Annotated in this window: 15 protein-coding genes; 1 reads left to right on the top strand and 14 read right to left on the bottom strand. The window is 72.3% G+C overall.

Translation table 11 applies throughout. From position 1 onward, the window contains the following. Nucleotides 1-204: 204 nt before the first annotated feature. The 14 genes from KHP12_RS36870 to hisI all read right to left on the bottom strand — a co-directional run bounded on the left by KHP12_RS36870 (nt 205) and on the right by hisI (nt 17,589). Nucleotides 205-1,665: a glutamate synthase subunit beta gene (locus KHP12_RS36870; RefSeq protein ID WP_086883364.1), complete on the bottom strand. Its 1,461-nt coding sequence runs from the start codon at nt 1,663-1,665 to the stop codon at nt 205-207. Further along, nucleotides 1,658-6,208: a glutamate synthase large subunit gene (gltB, locus tag KHP12_RS36865; protein ID WP_107471813.1), complete on the bottom strand. Its 4,551-nt coding sequence runs from the start codon at nt 6,206-6,208 to the stop codon at nt 1,658-1,660. Before gltB ends, KHP12_RS36870 begins: the two co-directional genes overlap by 8 nt. Nucleotides 6,209-6,509: 301 nt before the next feature. Beyond that, a complete protein-coding gene (locus KHP12_RS36860; RefSeq protein WP_086883366.1) occupies nt 6,510-7,241 on the bottom strand; it encodes a VIT1/CCC1 transporter family protein in 732 nt (243 codons plus the stop codon). A 189-nt stretch (nt 7,242-7,430) separates the two neighbouring features. Further along, nucleotides 7,431-8,453 carry a prolipoprotein diacylglyceryl transferase gene (lgt, locus tag KHP12_RS36855; RefSeq protein ID WP_211834124.1) on the bottom strand — a complete coding sequence of 341 codons (1,023 nt, stop codon included), beginning with the start codon at nt 8,451-8,453 and terminating at the stop codon, nt 7,431-7,433. 82 nt (nt 8,454-8,535) lie between these two features. Continuing rightward, nucleotides 8,536-9,354, bottom strand: a complete 819-nt coding sequence (locus KHP12_RS36850; RefSeq protein WP_211834123.1) for a DsbA family protein — start codon at nt 9,352-9,354, stop codon at nt 8,536-8,538. A gap of 398 nt (nt 9,355-9,752) precedes the next feature. Next, nucleotides 9,753-10,571: a tryptophan synthase subunit alpha gene (gene trpA / locus KHP12_RS36845; RefSeq protein WP_037948877.1), complete on the bottom strand. Its 819-nt coding sequence runs from the start codon at nt 10,569-10,571 to the stop codon at nt 9,753-9,755. Beyond that, nucleotides 10,571-11,818, bottom strand: coding sequence for a tryptophan synthase subunit beta (gene trpB, locus KHP12_RS36840; protein ID WP_086886147.1), 1,248 nt, complete (start codon nt 11,816-11,818; stop codon nt 10,571-10,573). The genes trpA and trpB overlap by 1 nt, the downstream gene beginning before the upstream one ends. 116 nt (nt 11,819-11,934) lie before the next feature. Further along, on the bottom strand, nt 11,935-12,087 hold the full coding sequence (gene trpM, locus KHP12_RS53540) for a tryptophan biosynthesis modulator TrpM (protein WP_369075658.1): 153 nt from the start codon (nt 12,085-12,087) through the stop codon (nt 11,935-11,937). Nucleotides 12,088-12,110: 23 nt separating this feature from the next. Then, nucleotides 12,111-12,920 (bottom strand): indole-3-glycerol phosphate synthase TrpC, encoded by an 810-nt coding sequence (gene trpC, locus KHP12_RS36835; RefSeq protein ID WP_037948882.1) that lies wholly within the window; start codon nt 12,918-12,920, stop codon nt 12,111-12,113. Between the two features lie 157 nt (nt 12,921-13,077). Beyond that, nucleotides 13,078-13,488: a DUF2752 domain-containing protein gene (locus KHP12_RS36830; protein WP_037948885.1), complete on the bottom strand. Its 411-nt coding sequence runs from the start codon at nt 13,486-13,488 to the stop codon at nt 13,078-13,080. 151 nt (nt 13,489-13,639) lie between these two features. Beyond that, on the bottom strand, nt 13,640-13,897 hold the full coding sequence (locus KHP12_RS36825) for an HGxxPAAW family protein (RefSeq protein ID WP_086886148.1): 258 nt from the start codon (nt 13,895-13,897) through the stop codon (nt 13,640-13,642). 758 nt (nt 13,898-14,655) lie between these two features. Beyond that, nucleotides 14,656-15,351, bottom strand: a complete 696-nt coding sequence (locus KHP12_RS36820) for a TIGR02234 family membrane protein (RefSeq protein WP_086886477.1) — start codon at nt 15,349-15,351, stop codon at nt 14,656-14,658. A 186-nt stretch (nt 15,352-15,537) separates the two neighbouring features. Continuing rightward, nucleotides 15,538-17,073: an anthranilate synthase component I gene (locus KHP12_RS36815; RefSeq protein WP_276328693.1), complete on the bottom strand. Its 1,536-nt coding sequence runs from the start codon at nt 17,071-17,073 to the stop codon at nt 15,538-15,540. 90 nt (nt 17,074-17,163) lie between these two features. Beyond that, nucleotides 17,164-17,589: a phosphoribosyl-AMP cyclohydrolase gene (gene hisI / locus KHP12_RS36810; protein ID WP_246643221.1), complete on the bottom strand. Its 426-nt coding sequence runs from the start codon at nt 17,587-17,589 to the stop codon at nt 17,164-17,166. A 166-nt stretch (nt 17,590-17,755) separates the two neighbouring features. Here hisI and KHP12_RS36805 point away from each other — a divergent pair, with 166 nt between their 5' ends. Beyond that, the gene (locus tag KHP12_RS36805) at nt 17,756-18,817 is read left to right on the top strand and encodes a hypothetical protein (protein ID WP_211834122.1); all 1,062 of its coding nucleotides are present in this window, start codon (nt 17,756-17,758) and stop codon (nt 18,815-18,817) included. Nucleotides 18,818-19,253: the final 436 nt, after the last annotated feature.

Here is a 19,253-nt window from a genome sequence, read left to right as displayed (position 1 = left end):
ACCCTTTCACTAATCAGTTAGTGGAATGATGGTGGAGTCCGCCCGAGGGAATGTCAACCGACCTGGCCAGCCGGTCCGGTCGGCCGACCCGAGAGAACGTCGACCGAAACGCCACGCGGCGCCTTCCCCCGGTCGGGAGGGGGGAAGGCGCCGCGCGGCCGGTCCCGTACGCCGTTGTACGGGCGGAGATACGGGAGGACCGGGTCAGACCATGAGGGCCCGGTCGGTGGGGCGGATCGGGGCGGGCAGTTCGCTGGCCCCGGCCAGATAGCGGTCCACCCCGCGCGCCGCGGAGCGGCCCTCGGCGATGGCCCAGACGATCAGCGACTGGCCGCGGCCCGCGTCACCGGCCACGAAGACACCCGGCACATTGGTGGCGAAGTCGGCGTCGCGCGCGACATTGCCGCGCTCGTCCAGCTCCAGGCCGAACTGCTCGACCAGGCCGTTCTGCTGGTCGGTGCCGGTGAAGCCCATGGCGAGGGTGACCAGCTGGGCCGGGATCTTCCGCTCGGTGCCCGGCTTCTGCTCCAGCTTGCCGTCCTTGAACTCCACCTCGATCAGGTGCAGCCACTGGACGTTGCCGTCCTCGTCGCCCTCGAAGTGGGTGGTGGAGACGGAGTAGATCCGCTCGCCGCCCTCCTCGTGGGCCGAGGTGACCTTGTAGAGCATGGGGAAGGTCGGCCAGGGCTGGTTGGGGTTCCGCTCGTCGCCCGGCTTGGGCATGATCTCGAGCTGGGTGACGGAGGCGGCGCCCTGCCGGTGGGCGGTGCCGACGCAGTCCGCGCCGGTGTCGCCACCGCCGATGACCACGACGTGCTTGCCCTCGGCGGTGATGGGGGACGTGGTGAGGTCGCCCTCCTGCACCTTGTTGGCGAGCGGCAGGTACTCCATCGCGAAGTGGATGCCGTTCAGCTCCCGGCCCGGGACCGGCAGATCGCGCGAGGTGGTGGCGCCGGCCGCGATGACCACGGCGTCGTACCGCTTGCGCAGCTTGGCGGCGTCGATGTCGCGGCCGATCTCGGTCTCGGTGCGGAACTTGGTGCCCTCCGCGCGCATCTGCTCGATACGGCGGTTGATGTGCCGCTTCTCCATCTTGAACTCGGGGATGCCGTAGCGCAGCAGCCCGCCGATGCGGTCGGCCCGCTCATAGACGGCGACCGTGTGACCGGCCCGGGTCAGCTGCTGGGCGGCGGCCAGACCGGCCGGGCCCGAGCCGATGACGGCGACGGTCTTGCCGCTGAGCCGCTCGGGCGGCTGCGGGGTGACGTCACCGGAGTCCCACGCCTTGTCGATGATGGTGACCTCGACGTTCTTGATGGTCACCGCCGGCTGGTTGATGCCGAGCACACAGGCCGACTCGCACGGGGCGGGGCACAGCCGCCCGGTGAACTCCGGGAAGTTGTTGGTCGCGTGCAGCCGCTCGCTGGCCTCGCGCCAGTCCTCCCGGTAGGCGTAGTCGTTCCACTCGGGGATGAGGTTTCCGAGCGGACAGCCGTTGTGGCAGAACGGGATGCCGCAGTCCATGCACCGGCCGGCCTGCTTGCTGATGATCGGCAGCAGCGAGCCGGGGACGTAGACCTCGTTCCAGTCCTTGACGCGCTCGTCCACCGGACGGGTTTTGGCGACCTCGCGGTCAGTGCTCAGGAAGCCCTTGGGGTCAGCCATTGATCGCCGCCTCCATCATCTTCTCGTGGGTCTCGGACTCGGAGAGCCCGGCACGCTCGGCGGCTTCCTTGGCGGCGAGCACGGCCTGGTACGTAGCGGGGATGATCTTGCTGAAGCGGGTGACGGCGGTCTCCCAGTCGTCGAGCAGCGCGCCCGCGACGGTGGAGCCGGTCTCCTCGTGGTGGCGGCGCACCGCGTCGTGCAGCCACCGCTGGTCGGTGTCGTCCAGCGCGCCGAGGGCATCCCGCAGATCGACGTTGACGTTGTCCGGGTCGAGGTCGATCACATACGCGATACCGCCGGACATCCCGGCCGCGAAGTTACGGCCGGTGGGGCCGAGGACGACCGCGTGACCGCCGGTCATGTACTCACAGCCGTGGTCGCCCACGCCCTCGGAGACGACCGTGGCGCCGGAGTTGCGGACGCAGAACCGCTCGCCGACCCGGCCGCGCAGGAACATCTCCCCACCGGTGGCGCCGTACGCGAGGGTGTTGCCCGCGATCGTCGAGTACTCGGCGAGGTGGTCCGCGCCCCGGTCCGGGCGGACGATCACGCGGCCGCCGGACAGGCCCTTGCCCACGTAGTCGTTGGCGTCGCCCTCGAGCCGCAGCGTGACACCGCGGGGCAGGAACGCGCCGAAGGACTGACCGGCCGAGCCGGTGAAGGTGATGTCGATGGTGTCCTCGGGCAGGCCCTCGCCACCGAACGTACGGGTCACCTCATGGCCGAGCATGGTGCCGACGGTCCGGTTGATGTTGCGGATCGCGACCTGGGCCCGGACCGGCTCGGCGGCCTCGGCGCTCTCGGCGTTCAGCGCGTCGGCCGCCAGCTTGATCAGCTGGTTGTCGAGCGCCTTGGCCAGGCCGTGGTCCTGCTCGATCGCCTGGTGGCGTACGGCGCCCTCGGGCAGCTCGGGCACGTACAGCAGCGGGGCGAGGTCCAGGCCCTGCGCCTTCCAGTGCTGGACGGCGCGGGTGGTGTCCAGCAGCTCGGCGTGGCCGATGGCCTCGTCCAGGGAGCGGAAGCCCAGCTCGGCGAGGAGCTCACGGACCTCCTCGGCGATGAACTGGAAGAAGTTCACCACGAACTCGGCCTTGCCGCTGTAGCGCTCGCGCAGCACCGGGTTCTGGGTGGCGATGCCGACCGGGCAGGTGTCCAGATGGCAGACGCGCATCATCACGCAGCCGGAGACCACCAGCGGCGCGGTGGCGAAGCCGAACTCCTCGGCGCCGAGCAGCGCGGCGATCACCACGTCACGGCCGGTCTTCAGCTGGCCGTCGGTCTGCACCACGATGCGGTCGCGCAACCCGTTGAGCAGCAGCGTCTGCTGGGTCTCGGCGAGGCCGAGCTCCCAGGGGCCGCCCGCGTGCTTGAGCGAGGTGAGCGGCGAGGCGCCGGTGCCGCCGTCGTGGCCGGAGATCAGCACCACATCGGCGTGGGCCTTGGAGACGCCCGCGGCCACGGTGCCGACGCCGACCTCGGAGACCAGCTTGACGTGGATCCGGGCCCGCGGGTTGGCGTTCTTCAGGTCGTGGATCAGCTGGGCGAGATCCTCGATCGAGTAGATGTCGTGGTGCGGCGGCGGGGAGATCAGGCCGACGCCCGGGGTGGAGTGCCGGGTCCTGGCCACCCACGGGTAGACCTTGTGGCCGGGCAGCTGGCCGCCCTCGCCGGGCTTGGCACCCTGCGCCATCTTGATCTGGATGTCATCGGAGTTGACCAGGTATTCGCTGGTCACACCGAAGCGACCGGAGGCCACCTGCTTGATCGAGGAGCGCCGGGCGGGGTCGTGCAGCCGGTCGGAGTCCTCGCCGCCCTCACCGGTGTTCGACTTGCCGCCGAGCTGGTTCATGGCGATGGCGAGGGTCTCGTGCGCCTCCTGGGAGATGGAGCCGTACGACATGGCGCCGGTGGAGAACCGCTTGACGATCTCGCTGACCGGCTCGACCTCGTCGATCGGGATCGAGGGGCGCTCGCCCTTGAAGGAGAACAGACCGCGCAGCGTCATCAGCCGCTCGGACTGCTCGTTCACCCGCTCGGTGTACTTCTTGAAGATGTCGTAGCGGCGCGACCGGGTGGAGTGCTGGAGCCGGAAGACCGTCTCGGGGTCGAAGAGGTGCGGCTCGCCCTCGCGGCGCCACTGGTACTCGCCGCCGATCTCCAGCGTGCGGTGGGCGGAGGGGACGCCGGAGGCGGGGTACGCCTTGGCGTGGCGGGCGGCCACCTCCTTGGCGACCACGTCCAGGCCCGCGCCGCCGATCTTGGTGGCGGTGCCGTGGAAGTAGGTGTCCACGAAGGACTCGTCCAGGCCGACGGCCTCGAAGACCTGCGCGCCCCGGTAGGAGGCCACGGTCGAGATGCCCATCTTGGACATGACCTTCAGGACGCCCTTGCCGAGCGCCTTGATGAGGTTCTTGATCGCGGTCTCGGCCTCGACACCGGGCAGGAAGGTGCCGGCCCGGACCAGGTCCTCGACCGACTCCATCGCCAGATACGGGTTGACGGCCGCGGCGCCGTAGCCGATCAGCAGCGCGACATGGTGCACCTCGCGGACGTCGCCCGCCTCGACCAGCAGCCCCACCTGGGTGCGCTGCTTGGTGCCGATGAGGTGGTGGTGGACCGCGGAAGTGAGCAGCAGCGAGGGGATCGGGGCGTGCTCGGCGTCCGAGTGGCGGTCGGAGAGCACGATCAGCCGGGCGCCGTCCTCGATGGCGCGGTCGGCCTCGGCGCAGATCTCGTCCAGTCGGGCGGCGAGCGCCTGACCGCCGCCACCGACCCGGTACAGGCCCGAGAGGTTCGCCGCCTTGAGGCCCGGCATGTCCCCGTCGGCGTTGATGTGGATGAGCTTGGCCAGCTCATCGTTGTCGATCACCGGGAAGGGCAGGGTGACGCTGCGGCAGGAGGCCGCGGTCGGCTCCAGCAGATTGCCCTGCGGGCCCAGCGAGGAGATCAGCGAGGTGACCAGCTCCTCGCGGATCGCGTCCAGCGGCGGGTTGGTGACCTGCGCGAACAGCTGGGTGAAGTAGTCGAACAGCAGCCGCGGCCGCTCGGAGAGCGCGGCGATCGGCGAGTCGGTGCCCATCGAGCCGATCGGCTCGGCGCCGGCCTTGGCCATCGGCGCGAGCAGGACGCGCAGCTCCTCCTCGGTGTACCCGAAGGTCTGCTGACGGCGGGCGACCGAGGCGTGGGTGTGCACGATGTGCTCGCGCTCGGGAAGGTCGGCCAGGTCGATCAGACCGGCCTCCAGCCATTCGCCGTACGGCTGATCGGCGGCCAGCTCGGCCTTGATCTCGTCGTCCTCGATGATGCGGTGCTCCGCGGTGTCCACCAGGAACATCCGGCCCGGCTGGAGCCGGCCCTTGCGGACCACCTTGGCCGGGTCGATGTCCAGGACGCCGACCTCGGAGGAGAGCACGACCAGACCGTCGTCGGTGACCCAGTAGCGCCCGGGCCGCAGACCGTTGCGGTCCAGCACGGCGCCGACCTGGACGCCGTCGGTGAAGGTGACACAGGCCGGGCCGTCCCAGGGCTCCATCATCGTGGAGTGGTACTGGTAGAAGGCGCGCCGGGCCGGGTCCATGGAGGGGTGGTTCTCCCACGCCTCGGGGACCATCATCAGCACCGAGTGCGGCAGTGAGCGGCCGCCGAGGTGGAGCAGCTCCAGGACCTCGTCGAAGGTCGCCGAGTCGGAGGCGTCCGGGGTGCAGACGGGGAAGATCCGCTCCAGGCCCTGCTCCCCGAAGAGGTCGCTGACCAGCTGGGACTCCCGGGCCCGCATCCAGTTGCGGTTGCCCTGGACGGTGTTGATCTCACCGTTGTGGGCGACGAAGCGGTACGGGTGGGCCAGCGGCCAGCTCGGGAAGGTGTTGGTGGAGAACCGGGAGTGGACCAGCGAGACGGCCGTGGCGAAGCGGCGGTCGGAGAGGTCCGGGAAGAACGGCTCCAGCTGACCGGTGGTCAGCATGCCCTTGTAGACCAGGGTGCGCGCGGACAGCGAGGGGAAGTAGACCCCCGCCTCGCGCTCGGCGCGCTTGCGCAGCATGAACGCCTTGCGGTCCAGGGCCACGCCGGTGCTGGTGCCGTCGGCGACGAAGAGCTGGCGGAAGGCGGGCATGGTGGCCCGGGCGCCGTTGCCCAGCAGCTCGGGGGCGACGGGCACCTCGCGCCAGCCGAGGACGGTCAGGCCCTCCTCGGCGGCGAGCCGCTCGATGTGCTCCGCGGCGGCCGCGCCCTCGGCCTCACCCTCCGGGAGGAACGCGATACCCACCGCATAGGAACCGGCTTCGGGCAGCTCGAAGCCGGTCACACTGGCCCGCAGGAAGGCGTCCGGAACCTGGACCAGGATGCCCGCGCCATCGCCGGAGTCGGGCTCGGAACCGGTGGCGCCGCGGTGCTCGAGGTTCCTCAGCACGGTGAGAGCCTGCTCCACGAGCTCATGGCTGGCCTCGCCGGTGAGGGTCGCCACGAAGCCGACGCCACAGGCGTCGTGCTCATTGCGCGGGTCGTACATCCCTTGGCGGGCAGGGTGGGATGCGGAACGCATCGGCTCTCCCGTCGTCGTCATGGCATTTTGCGTGTGCCGAGGGACGACGTTGGCCCTCCGCGAGAATTTCGTGCAGGTTACATGATGGGGCGAATCTCGGGAAGCGGAAATTCCGTTCCATCATGCGGACACCCCAGGCGTGGGGTGAGGTGGGGCAGTACGGGCATTGGAGATGGGGCGACCGGCGTCGCCATGGCGCGGATCGGGCGACACTGCCCAAGCGCTTCGGGCTTATGCCCGCCCGTAAAAGAATCGAAACCGAGGAGTAACGGCGTGATGATCGCGGCTCGCCGTATGACTGTCATCCTACGGCCGTTCCGAAGAAAGCGCCCAGGGCATAGGTCACACCCGCCGCCGCGCCACCCAGCGCCAGCTGCCGCAGCCCGCTGTACCACCAACTCCGGGCGGTCACCCGCGCCACCACCGCACCGCATCCGAAGAGCCCGATCAGCGCCAGCACCAGGGCCGGCCACAGCGCCGAGGCGCCCAGCAGATACGGCAGCACCGGCAGCAGCGCGCCCAGCGCGAAGGAGCCGAACGAGGAGACCGCCGCGACCAGCGGCGACGGCAGATCGTCCGGATCCACGCCCAGTTCCTCGCGGGCGTGTATCTCCAGCGCCTGCTCGGGATCGCGGGAGAGCTGCTCGGCCACCTCACGGGCCAGGGCCGGCTCCACCCCGCGCGACTCGTAGAGCGCGGCCAGCTCCTCCAGCTCGTCCACCGGGTGCTTGCGCAGCTCGCGCCGCTCCACCTCGAGCTCGGCCTGGACCAGATCGCGCTGGGAGGCGACGGAGGTGTACTCACCGGCGGCCATCGAGAAGGCACCGGCCGCGAGGCCCGCGAGACCGGTGATCACGATCGTCTGCCGGTCCACCGCGCCACCGGCCACACCGGTCATCAGCGCCAGGTTGGAGACCAGTCCGTCCATGGCCCCGAAGACGGCGGGGCGCAGCCAGCCGCCGTTCACATCACGGTGGGTGTGGTTGTCGCGGTGGGCGATGTGCGGTGACGCGGCGCTGTCGATGACGGACATATGAAGATGTGCTCCCTTCGAGAAGGGTGTGGCGATGCGGCCCTCACCCCAACGGTTCGAAGGTACGCACGAATTCCCCTGCTCCGCCAGCAAGGAAGGCCGAACTTACCTCGCTGACCTGCGCAAACGCAGAAGGGCCGCCAAACCCCGAGGGGTCCGGCGGCCCGATGGACGCAACGCGGGCGCGCGTCAGGGATTCTTGGTGGGCTCCGCCTCGGCGGCCACCGCACCGGCCTCGTCCGCGGCATCGCTCTTGGCCGCGCCGCCGCTCTCGTCCGCGCCATCGCTCTTGGCCGCGCCATCGCTCTTGGCCGCGCCATCGCTCTTGGCCGCGCTCCCGGCCGGGGCGTCGCCGCTCGTCCCGGTGGCCGGGGCCGCGCCGTCCTCGACCGCGGCCGGCTCCACGACCTCCTCGCGGCCCGGGGCCCGCTTCGCGGAGATCACCAGATAGACCACCGCGGCCAGGAAGACCACGACGGACGTCCAGTTGTTGAGCCGCAGTCCCAGCACATGGTGGGCGTCGTCCACCCGGAGGTACTCGATCCAGAAGCGGCCCACGGTGTACGCCGCGACGTAGAGGGCAAACGCCCGGCCATGCCCCAGAGTGAAGCGGCGGTCCGCCCAGATCACCAGCACCGCCACACCGACGCACCACAGCGACTCGTACAGGAAGGTCGGGTGGTACGTGCCGGCCACCCGACCCGCGTCGGCGTCGCCGTCGATCTTCAGCGCCCAGGGCAGCGTGGTGGCCTTGCCGTACAGCTCCTGGTTGAACCAGTTGCCCCAGCGCCCGATGGCCTGGGCGAAGGCGATTCCGGGGGCGATGGCGTCCGCGTACGCCGGGAGCGGGATCCCCCGACGGCGGCAGCCGATCCATGCGCCGAGCGCGCCCAGCGCGATGGCCCCCCAGATCCCCAGGCCGCCCTGCCAGATCTTGAAGGCGTCCACCCAGTCACGGCCGTCGGTGAAGTACAGCTCGTAGTCGGTTATGACGTGATAGAGGCGGCCGCCGACCAGGCCGAAGGGCACCGCCCAGACGGCGATGTCGGCGACGGTGCCGACCCGGCCGCCCCGGGCGACCCACCGCCGCCCGCCGTACCAGACCGCGACGAAGACGCCGATGATGATGCAGAACGCATAGCCGCGCAGCGGGACCGGACCGAGATAGATCACGCCGGACGACGGGCTGGGAATGTAAGCGAGGAGGTCCATGACAGGACCGACGCTACCGTGCCGGGCGGGAGATGCGGCAACCCACCCGGCAACGGCTGCGTAACAAGGATCAGTACAAGGATCAGTCGCGGGCCGCCGCGAGGACCATGCGCTTGAGCTTGTTGGGGCTCAGCGGCTTCTTGGGGTCGCCGTAGATCGACTTTCCGCCCAGCAGCACGGTCGGCGTGGAGGCATAGCCGGAGTGGGCGAAGACGTCGTTGGACTTGCGCACCCAGGCGTCGTGCCGACCGTCCTCGACGCAACGCCGGAAGGCGGGCGTGACCAGCCCGGGGACCTGGTCCGCGAGCTTGATCAGCCTGCCGTTGTCGGCGTAGGTGTCCCGGGTCTCCTGGGACTGGTGACGGTAGAGCACATCGTGGAACGCCCGGAACTTCGCGGGGTCCTTGTCCTGGGCGCAGGCCGCCGCGTTGGCGGCGCGGAGCGAACCGGTGCCGCCGAGGTTTCCGTCGATGATCGTCACCAGGTGGTACTCGACCCGCATCCGGCCGCTGTCCTGGAGCTCGTGCACGGTCTTGCGGAAGACGTCCTCGAACTGCTTGCAGCCCGGGCAGCGGAAGTCCTCGTAGACCGTCAGGGTCACCGGGCCCGCTCTGCCCGCCTTCCCCTCCTGCGCGGACTTCTCCGACTTCCCCGAGGGGATCACCAGCCGTCCCTTGCCGACGGCTCCGCGCGGCGGCACCAGGGCGCTGCTCGACTTCCCCGAGTCGTCGCCGGTCCTGGACGCGATCATGCCCACGCCCACCGCCGCGCCGAGGACGGCCACCACGGCCCCCAGGACGCCCAGCGTCCGCTTACGCTTCGCGCGCGCCCGGTCCCGCTCACGCTGTTCCCGCAGGCGCTCTCGGGCGCCGCGCTTTCCCTCACGGTTTCTCTGGCTCACGCCCTCGCCTAACGAGGCGGAGGAGCACCGCTGAGCTCCTCCACCCCGTTGTTCCCTCGAACGAGCGACCCTCTGACGGGTGGCCGGCGGGCCTTTCCCCTCCCCGCCCCTTCCCGTTACCAGGGGCTCCGCCCCTGGACCCCACCCAGGGTCTGGGGCAGAGCCCCGCCACCCAGCCCCTCCGGCCCTTGAGGGAGCGGGACCTTGGGGCAGAGCCCCGCCATCCAGCCCCTCCGGCGCTTGAGGAGCGGGACCTTGGGGCAGAGCCCCGCTTTCCAGCCCCTCCGGCGCTTGAGGAGCGGGGTCTGGGGCGGAGCCCCAGTTTCGGGAAGGGGCGGGGAGGGGAGCAGCCCGCCGCAGGCGTACGCGCACCCGTCGGACACTCCGCCGGACACTCCCTAACGCGCGGTGCGGACGCCCTCCGCCAGCTCGCCCGCGAGCTCACGCAGCCCCGCCAGACCGGCCTCGGTGTCACCCTCCGCGTCCAGCAGCCGCTTGACGAAGGCCGAGCCCACGATGACCCCGTCGGCGAACGCCGCGACCTCCGCCGCCTGGGTGGCGTTGGAGACGCCGAGGCCCACGCAGACCGGGAGCGAGGTGGTGGAGCGGGTGCGCTCCACCAGCGCGCGCGCCTCCTGGCCCACCGATTCCCTCGTTCCGGTGACACCCATCAGGGACGCCGCGTAGACGAAACCGCTGCCCGCCGCCGTGATCTTCGCCAGCCGCTCATCACGGCTGCTGGGCGCGACCACGAACACGGTCGCCAGACCGTGCTGCTCGGCGGCCTTCCGCCAGATCTCCGACTCCTCGACCGGCAGATCGGGCAGGATGCAGCCCGCGCCGCCCGCCTCGGCGAGATCGGCGGCGAACCGCTCGACGCCGTACCGGTCCACGGGGTTCCAGTACGTCATGCACAGGATCGGGGCGCCGGTGCGGGCGTGCACCTCCCCCACCGTGCGGATCACATCGCGGATCCGGACCCCGTTGCGCAGCGCGATGTCGTCCGCGGTCTGGATCACCGGCCCGTCGAGCACCGGATCGCTGTGCGGCAGTCCGACCTCGACGATGTCGCAGCCGCCCTCGATCATGGCGGTCATCGCGTCCACCGCGCCGTCGATGGTGGGGAAACCGGCGGGCAGATAGCCGACGAGCGCGGCGCGCCCCTCGTCCTTGGCGCCCGCCAGGACCGATCCCAGCAGCTCCAGGTTCCCGGCCATCACTTCGCCCCCTCGTCGCCCTGCTGCTCGTAGAGCCCGAAGTACCGGGCCGCCGTGTCCATGTCCTTGTCACCGCGCCCGGAGAGATTGACCAGCACCAGGCCGTCGCTCCCCAGCTCCCGGCCGAGGTCCAGGGCGCCCGCGAGCGCGTGGGCGCTCTCGATCGCCGGGATGATGCCCTCGGTCTCCGAGAGCAGCCGCAGGGCCCGCATGGCCTCGTCGTCGGTGACCGCCCGGTACTCGGCGCGGCCGATGTCCTTCAGATACGCGTGCTCAGGGCCGACGCCGGGGTAGTCGAGACCGGCCGAGATCGAGTACGGCTCGGTGATCTGGCCGTCCTCGTCCTGGAGGACATAGGACCGGGAGCCGTGCAGGATCCCGGGCTCGCCCTGGCTCAGCGTGGCCGCGTGCTCCCCGGTGGCCACGCCGTGCCCGGCGGGCTCGAAGCCGACGATCCGCACGTTCTCGTCCGGCAGGAAGGCGTGGAACAGCCCGATCGCGTTGGAACCGCCGCCCACACAGGCCGCGACCGCGTCCGGCAGCCGCCCGGTCCGCTCCAGGATCTGCCGCCGCGCCTCCACGCCGATCACCCGGTGGAAGTCGCGCACCAGCGCCGGGAAGGGGTGGGGTCCGGCCACGGTGCCGAAGAGGTAGTGGGTGCGGTCCACATTGGCGACCCAGTCCCGGAACGCCTCGTTGATGGCGTCCTTGAGGGTGCGGCTGCCGGACTTCACGGCGATGACCTCGGCGCCCAGCATCCGCATCCGCGCCACGTTGAGCGCCTGGCGCTGGGTGTCGATCTCGCCCATGTAGATGGTGCACTCGAGCCCGAACAGCGCGCACGCGGTGGCCGTGGCCACCCCGTGCTGGCCGGCGCCGGTCTCGGCGATGACGCGGGACTTGCCCATCCGCCGGGTGAGCAGGGCCTGCCCCAGCACGTTGTTGATCTTGTGGGAGCCGGTGTGGTTGAGGTCCTCCCGCTTGAGGAAGACCCGGGCGCCCCCGGCGTGCTCGGCGAACCGCCCCACCTCGGTCAGCGCGCTGGGCCGGCCGGTGTAGTTGACCAGCAGATCCTCGAGCTCGGCCGCGAAGGCGGGGTCCGCCTTGGCCTTCTCGTACTCGGCGGCGACCTCGTCGACCGCGGCGACGAGCGCCTCGGGGATGAACTTGCCGCCGAAGGCACCGAAATACCCCTCGGCGCTGGGCACCTGGCCCTCCGGGTCAGGGATGAAGAAATCAGAGGACATGCGACGTACTCCTCGATCGGGGCAGCGCCCCGTGACAGGTCGGGGCAACGCCCCGCGACAGATCGGGGCTGCGCCCCGTGACAGGTGGGATGGATGGGAAAGCGTGCGGCGTGCGCTCAGCGCGCCGCCGCCCGGCGCCATCGCCGCCCGTTGATCTGCCCCGGCTCGCATCCGATGTGGTAGCGCACGCGCCGCCCCCGCACCCGCCTCGCGGGCGCGCGGCAGCCCCGGGGCCGACAGCCCCGTGCCAGGCGCGCGTACGTCTCCATGGTCCGCCGATCCCGCCCCGTCGTCAGTCCCGGCCGTGGCGCAGCGCCGGATGGGCGCCCGCCGCCACCAGATCGGCCACCGCGGCCTTGGGGTCGCGCCCGGTCACCAGGGACTCGCCGACCAGCACCGCGTCCGCGCCGTCGTTGGCGTAGGCGATCAGGTCGTGCGGGCCGCGCACCCCGGACTCCGCGATCTTGACGATGTGGTCCGGGATCTCCGGGGCGATCCGGGCGAAGTTCGAGCGGTCCACCTGGAGGGTCTTGAGGTCACGCGCGTTGACGCCGATCACCCGGGCTCCGGCGTCGACCGCCCGGGCGGTCTCCTCCTCGTCGTGCACCTCGACCAGGGGCGTCAGCCCGATCGACTCGGCCCGCTCGATGAGCGAGACCAGCGCCTGCTGCTCCAGCGCGGCGACGATCAGCAGGATGACGTCGGCGCCGTGCGCCCGCGCCTCCCACAGCTGGTACGAGGTGACGATGAAGTCCTTACGGAGCACCGGAATGTCGACCTTCGCCCTTACGGCTTCCAGGTCGGCCAGCGATCCGCCGAAGCGCCGCTGCTCGGTCAGCACGCTGATCACGGCCGCGCCGCCCGCCTCGTAGTCCGCGGCGAGCCCGGCCGGGTCGGCGATCGCGGCGAGCGCGCCCTTGGAGGGGCTGGACCGCTTGACCTCGCAGATCACCTTGACGCTGTCGCCCTTGAGCGCCGCGGCACCGTCCTTCGCCGGCTGGGCCTTGGCCGCCCGCTCCTTGAGCTCGTCGAGGGCGACGCGCGCCTGCCGCTCCGCGAGGTCGGCACGGACTCCGTCGATGATCTCGTCGAGCACACTCACCGAGCGGCCCCCTTCCGTGACGGGGATGAAGCTTCTGATCTGTACCGGGTGGGGCGGTCCACCGCGTCACCTGGCACTGCGATGGTAGCCGCCGGTAGGCCGAGGTCTCGCATCCGGTTGACGCGGACGCCCGCCACATCCACTTACACAACAACGGTCACGGCACCAGTAGTCCCCCGAACGGGAAATTCCGGACGATTGTGAAGACCAGGGCCACCACGCCGAGCGCCCCCGCGTGCCACAGCCGCGGCGCCGGGAAGCGTCCGCGTACGCACCACACCGCCCAGCAGACGGCGAAGGCCGCGTAACAGCCGACGGCGAGGGCGTTGTCACGCAGCGCGGCCGCCAGATCGCCGTGGGCCAGGGCATGGGCGCCGCGCAGCCCGCCGCAGCCGGGGCAGTACAGCCCGGTGAGCCGCAGCAGCGGGCAGACGGGGTAGTGGCCCGGCTCCCGGGGGTCCACGACGCCGACGTAGCCGAAGGCGGCGAGGACGCCCGCGAGCACGCCGAACGGGGCGGCCAGACGCCGCACCAGGGGGGCGAGGGCGGTCGGCGGTGGTTCGGTCACACCGCCGAGTCTGCCTCGGCATCCACGAAGGCGCAGCTCAGGGCCGGTGCGCGGGCCTCCGTACGGCTCGGTGCCGGATACGGCTCGGTGCCGGATACGGCTCGGCGCCGGATGCGATGGAGGCGGGCGCGGCCCTGGGCCGCGCCGGGGCTCAGCTCTGCGCCTGGGTCTGCGCCTGCGACTGCGCCGCGGGCTGCGGCTGCGGCGGGTGCTGCGTCTTGGGCATGCCCAGCCCGGCCGCGCGCATCGCCGCGCCGACGACACCGCCGAGGGCGATGATCACCATGCCCGCCCAAAAGCCGAGCGGGTTGGCCGCCACGGTGAACGCGCCGGCGACGCAGAAGCCGATGAAGGCGATGGTGACACCGGTCCAGGCGGCCGGGGTGTGTCCGTGGTCGTGACCCGCCATGAATTCTCCTCGTATCTGTACGCGCCTGGTCCGGGCGCTCGGGGGCGAACGCTCCCAGGCCATTGTCCCCGATGCGCGAAACGCCCTTGAGCGGGGGTGGGACCTTACGGTGCGAGGCGGGACAGCTGGCGCGAGGGCGGGGCCTACGGGGGTCGGCGCCACCGCGGCGGAGCTTTCCCCTCCCCGCCCCTTCCCGCTACCAGGGGCTCCGCCCCTGGACCCCGAGGGTCTGGATCCGGGCGGAGCCCTACCACGCGGCGGAGCCGCGTACCGAAGCCGCGGGAAGGGGCGGAGCCCCGGTCGGGGGTCTGGGGCGGTGCCCCGGTTCCGAAGTCTGGGCACAGCCCCGCCCGGGCCCTGGGGCGCAGCCCCAGTTTCGCGGCCTGGAGCGAAGCCCCGGTCGGGGGTCTGGGGCAGAGCCCCTGTTTCGCGGCCTGGGGCGAAGCCCCGGTCAGGGGTCTGGGGCAGAGCCCCGGTCAGAGTCTGAGGCAGAGCCCCGGTTTTGACGTCTGGGCGCAGCCCCGCCCGGGCCCTGGGGCGCAGCCCCGCCCGGGGGCCTGGGGCGGAGCCCCAATTTCGCGGCCTGGAGCGAAGCCCCCGTCCGGGGTCTGGGGCAGAGCCCCGGTTTCGAGGTCTGGGCGCAGCCCTGCCCGGGCCCTGGGGCGGAGCCCGGTCGGGGTCTGGGGCGGAGCCCCAGTTTCGGGAAGGGGCGGGGAGGGGAACAGCCCGCCGCAGGCGTCAAGATCCGTCCGACACCCCTAGGCGCCGCGCTCGGCCTCCCGCCGGGCCGGGGCCTCCGTCGGGTCCTCGCCGCGGTCCAGGGCCTTCCACAGCTCCTCGGGGCGGTCCGGGTCGGGGGTGGCGGCACCGCGCCGGGTGCGGCTCCGGGCCGGGGTGCCCGCGGTGCCCGCGCGCTCGTACCGGCCGGACATGGCGGGCCAGTGGCGGCCGTAGCCCACGGCGAGCACGCCCGCGAGCAGCAGCAGCACCCCGCCCGCCGCGGCGACCCACGGCCAGGGGGTGTACGCCACGTCGTGGATCGGGCTGTGGGTCAGCCCGCTCACCTTGGACGCCTTCTCCTCCAGCGCCGCCTTGTCGGACGCGCCGAGGGCCGAGCTGATCACGATGCCCGCGCCGCTGAGGGCCAGCAGCGCCGCGACGACGACGCGGCCGAGGCGGCGCACGGCGAAGACCGCGACCAGCGCGGCGAGGCCGACGACCGCGAGGGCGCCGGGGAGCCCGGTGATGTCATCGCCGTTGGCGCTCTGCGAGAGGGATCCCTGGGCGACGGCGGCGGTGCCCTCGGCCCATTTGCGGCTGGTGGCCAGCAGGACCAGGGCGGCGCCGAGCGCACCGGCGAGCAGGGCGATGGCAAGGCTGCTTCGGCGGCCGCGCGCGGCGGGGGCGGAGGGCTCGTGCTCGGCCCTGGGCTGGGGTACGGCTGCTGCAGTCACGCCTACCACTATCCCCCACCCGGGTACGGGACCGTTCCCGGGTGGGGGATATGGGACCTACCGGGAGCCACTGGCCACCGGGAACGACCGCCCTGGGGGGCCACCCGCCACCGACGAACCGCCACCCCGGGAAGCCACCCGCCACCGACGAACCACCACCCCGGGAAGCCACCCCCCACCGACGAACTACCGCCCCAGACGGCCCGCCGCATGCACCGCCCGCAGCACCGCCGCCGCCTTATTGCGGCACTCCGCGTCCTCGGCCACCGGATCGGAGTCGGCGACGATCCCGGCGCCCGCCTGGACATACGCCGTGCCCCCGCGCAGCAGCGCGGTGCGGATGGCGATCGCGGTGTCGGAGTCGCCCGCGAAGTCGAGATAGCCGACGCAGCCGCCGTACAGCCCGCGGCGGCTCGGCTCCAGCTCCTCGATGATCTGGAGCGCCCGCGGCTTGGGGGCGCCGGAGAGGGTGCCCGCGGGAAAGCAGGCGGTGAGCACGTCGAAGGCCGTACGGCCCTCGGCGAGGCTGCCGGTGACGGTCGAGACGATGTGCATGACATGGCTGTAGCGCTCGATCGACATGAAGTCGACGACCTCCACACTGCCCGGCTCGCAGACCCGCCCGAGGTCATTGCGCCCGAGGTCGACGAGCATCAGGTGCTCGGCCCGCTCCTTGGGGTCGGCGAGCAGCTCCTCGGCGAGCGCGGCGTCCTCCTGCGGGGTGGCCCCCCGGTGGCGGGTGCCGGCGATGGGGTGCAGCATCGCCCGGCCGTCCTCGACCTTGACCAGGGCCTCGGGGCTGGAGCCCACCACGTCGAAGCCCTCGAACCGGAAGAGGTACATATAGGGACTCGGGTTGGTGGCCCGCAGCACCCGGTAGACGTCGAGGGCGCTGGCCGAGCACGGCGTCTCGAACCGCTGCGAGGGGACGACCTGGAACGCCTCGCCCGCGCGGATGCGCTCCTTGATGTCGTCCACCGCTTCCATGAAGTCCTCGCCGCCCCACAGCGCGGTGTACTCGGGCAGCTCGGATTCGGGCAGCGCGGCGGGGTCGGTCGCGACGGGACGGACCAGGTCGGCGGCCATCGCGTCGAGCCGGGCCACGGCGTCCGCGTACGCCTCGTCCACGCCTGTGTCGAGGTCGTTGTGGTTGATCGCGTTGGCGATCAACAGCACGGTGCCGTCCCAGTGGTCCAGCACCGCGAGGTCCGAGGTGAGCAGCATGGTCAGCTCGGGCAGGCGCAGATCGTCCCGGCCGTGCTCGCCGACCTTCTCCAGGCGGCGGACGATGTCGTAGCCGAGGTAGCCGACCATGCCGCCGGTGAACGGCGGCAGCTGGGCCAGGCCGCCGAGGTCGCGCGGGGTGTGCAGGGTCTCGACGGTGGCGCGCAGCGCCTGGAGGGGGTCGCCGTCGGTGGGGACGCCGACCGGCGGGGTGCCCAGCCAGTGGGTGCGGCCATCGCGTTCGGTGAGGGTGGCGGCGCTGCGGACGCCGATGAAGGAGTAGCGGGACCAGGAGCGGCCGTTCTCGGCGGATTCGAGGAGGAAGGTGCCGGGGCGCTCCGCGGCCAGCTTGCGGTAGAGGCCCACGGGGGTGTCGCCGTCCGCGAGCAGTTTGCGGCTCACGGGGATGACGCGGCGGTCGGCCGCCAGCTTGCGGAAGGTCTCGAGATCCATCGTGACAGCGTCCTGGGTCTGGGGCTGGGGAGCCCGGCGGGGCACGGGGGCTGAGGGCTCGCTGGGAGCTTGGTCGGGGCGGTGGCCGGTCTGCGGACCGGTCTAGCGGACGGTCCGCGGACCCGTCTACTGGGCCTATTGGGCGATCTCCTGGCCGGTCTGCGGGCCGGTCTGCGGGCCGGTCTGCGGGCCGGTCTGCGGGCCGAGCGGGAGCTCGTCGGCGTCGAAGCAGGTGCGGTCGCCGGTGTGGCAGGCGGCGCCGACCTGGTCGACCTTGACGAGGACGGTGTCGGCGTCGCAGTCCAGCGCGACGGACTTGACCAGCTGGACATGGCCGGAGGTGTCGCCCTTGACCCAGTACTCCTGGCGGCTGCGGCTCCAGTAGGTGCAGCGGCCGGTGGTGAGGGTGCGGTGCAGCGCCTCGTCGTCCATCCAGCCGAGCATCAACACCTCACCGGTGTCGTACTGCTGGGCGATGGCGGGCAGCAGGCCGTCGACGCCGCGCTTGAGGCGGGCGGCGAGGGCCGGGTCGAGGGCGGAGGGGCGGTCGGAGCCGGTCATGCGACCATTCTGCACGTCCGGAGGGGGGTCCCTGCGAATGATCTCCGCCGGGGCGGGCGCCGGGGCGAGGCCGGGCCGGAGGCAGGGCCGGGAGACCGGGCTGGGAAAGGGCCGGTAGGCCGGGCCCGATGGACGGATTGTCAGTGGAATGGGGCATGCTTCGGGCATGACGTATCCGCCGCCGTCGAACGACCCCAACCGGCCTGGAAACGGCGGGGGGTTCGGTCCACCGCCGCAGCCGCAGCAGCAACCACCGCAGCCGCCGTCCGCGCAGCCGCAGCAGCCCGTGCAGGCCCCGCAGGCCCCGCAGCCGCAGCAGGGCTTCGGGCCGCCGCCCCCGGCGGATCAGCCCGCGCAGCCGGGTGGGGCGGGGCCGCAGCCTCAGCCGGGTCCGCCCGCGCAGCCCGGTCCGCCCGCCCAGCCGAGCGGCGGATTCGGTCCGCCCACCCCACCGGCCCTGCTGCCCGGCGGCCCGCCGCCGGGTGCGCTGCCGCCGGGGCCCATACCCCCGGGGGCGCTGCCGCCCCCTCCCCCGCCGCCCGGCACCGGCGGCTCCAGGACCACGGCGATCGTCATCGCGGCGGTGGTGGCCGTGGCGGTGGTCGTCGGCGCGATCGTCATCGGGACGAAGGACGACGGCGGCAAGGAGACGGCGGCCGACGCCGGCCCGTCCGCCTCGGCCTCGGTCTCGGACCGCCCGCTCTCCTCGCCCTCGGACGCCGAGTCGTCCGCCGCCCCGTCGGGCTCGGAGGACCCCGGCGAGGGCGCGCCGCTGGGCGGTGGAAGCGAAGCCCCCGACCGGGATCCGGGCGCCTCGGAGTCGGCGGCCCCGGACGCTTCGGAGTCCGGCGCGCCCGGTGACAAGGTGCCGTATGTGGTGCTCGACCCCGGCCAGTGCTTCGACCACCCGGCGATGGACAGCAGCGTCACCAAGGTGGAGAAGCGGTCCTGCCATGGCCCGCACGACGGCGAGGTGATCGCCAACGAGACGCTGAGCGGCGACTTCTCCACCGAGAAGTCGATTCAGACCAAGGCGCTCGCGCTGTGCGCGACGGATGCCAAGAAGCGGCTCAAGAGCGTCCCCAACGACGGCCGGATGTACTACTACTACGCGCTGTACCCCGCGCTGGGCACGTACTCCATCCAGGGGGAGGACCAGGTCTCCTGCGCGCTCACGCTGAGCGCCGGGCGCGACGGCAAGAAGCTGAGCAAGCCCCTGCCGGGTTAGGCGGGACGTGTCGCCCGGCGGACCGTGACGCCTGCGGCGGGCTGCTCCCCTCCCCGCCCCTTCCCGAAACCGGGGCTCCGCCCCAGACCCCGGGCGGGGGCTGGGACCCAGACCACGGACCGAGGCGCCGCCCCAAACCCTGGACCGGGCTCCGCCCCGGACCCCGCCCGGGGGGGCTCCGCCCCAGACCACGGACCCGGCTCCGCCCCAGACCCTCGGCGAGGCCCGCCCTAGACCACGGACCGGGCTCCACCTCAGACCCCGGACCGGGGGTTCCGCCCCCGACCTCCGGCGGGGCCCCCGCCCCAGACCTCGGACGCGGGTTCCGCCCCGGCCCCCCCGGACGGGGGCCCCAGACCCCGAACGGGGGGCTCCCCCCAGACCCCGGGCCGGAGCGCCGGCCCAGAGCGCGGGTCTGGGCCGCGCCCCAGACCCC

It is taken from the genome of Streptomyces asiaticus (assembly GCF_018138715.1).
GTDB classification, from domain to species: domain Bacteria; phylum Actinomycetota; class Actinomycetes; order Streptomycetales; family Streptomycetaceae; genus Streptomyces; species Streptomyces asiaticus.
This window is presented reverse-complemented; position numbering and strand designations above follow the sequence as displayed.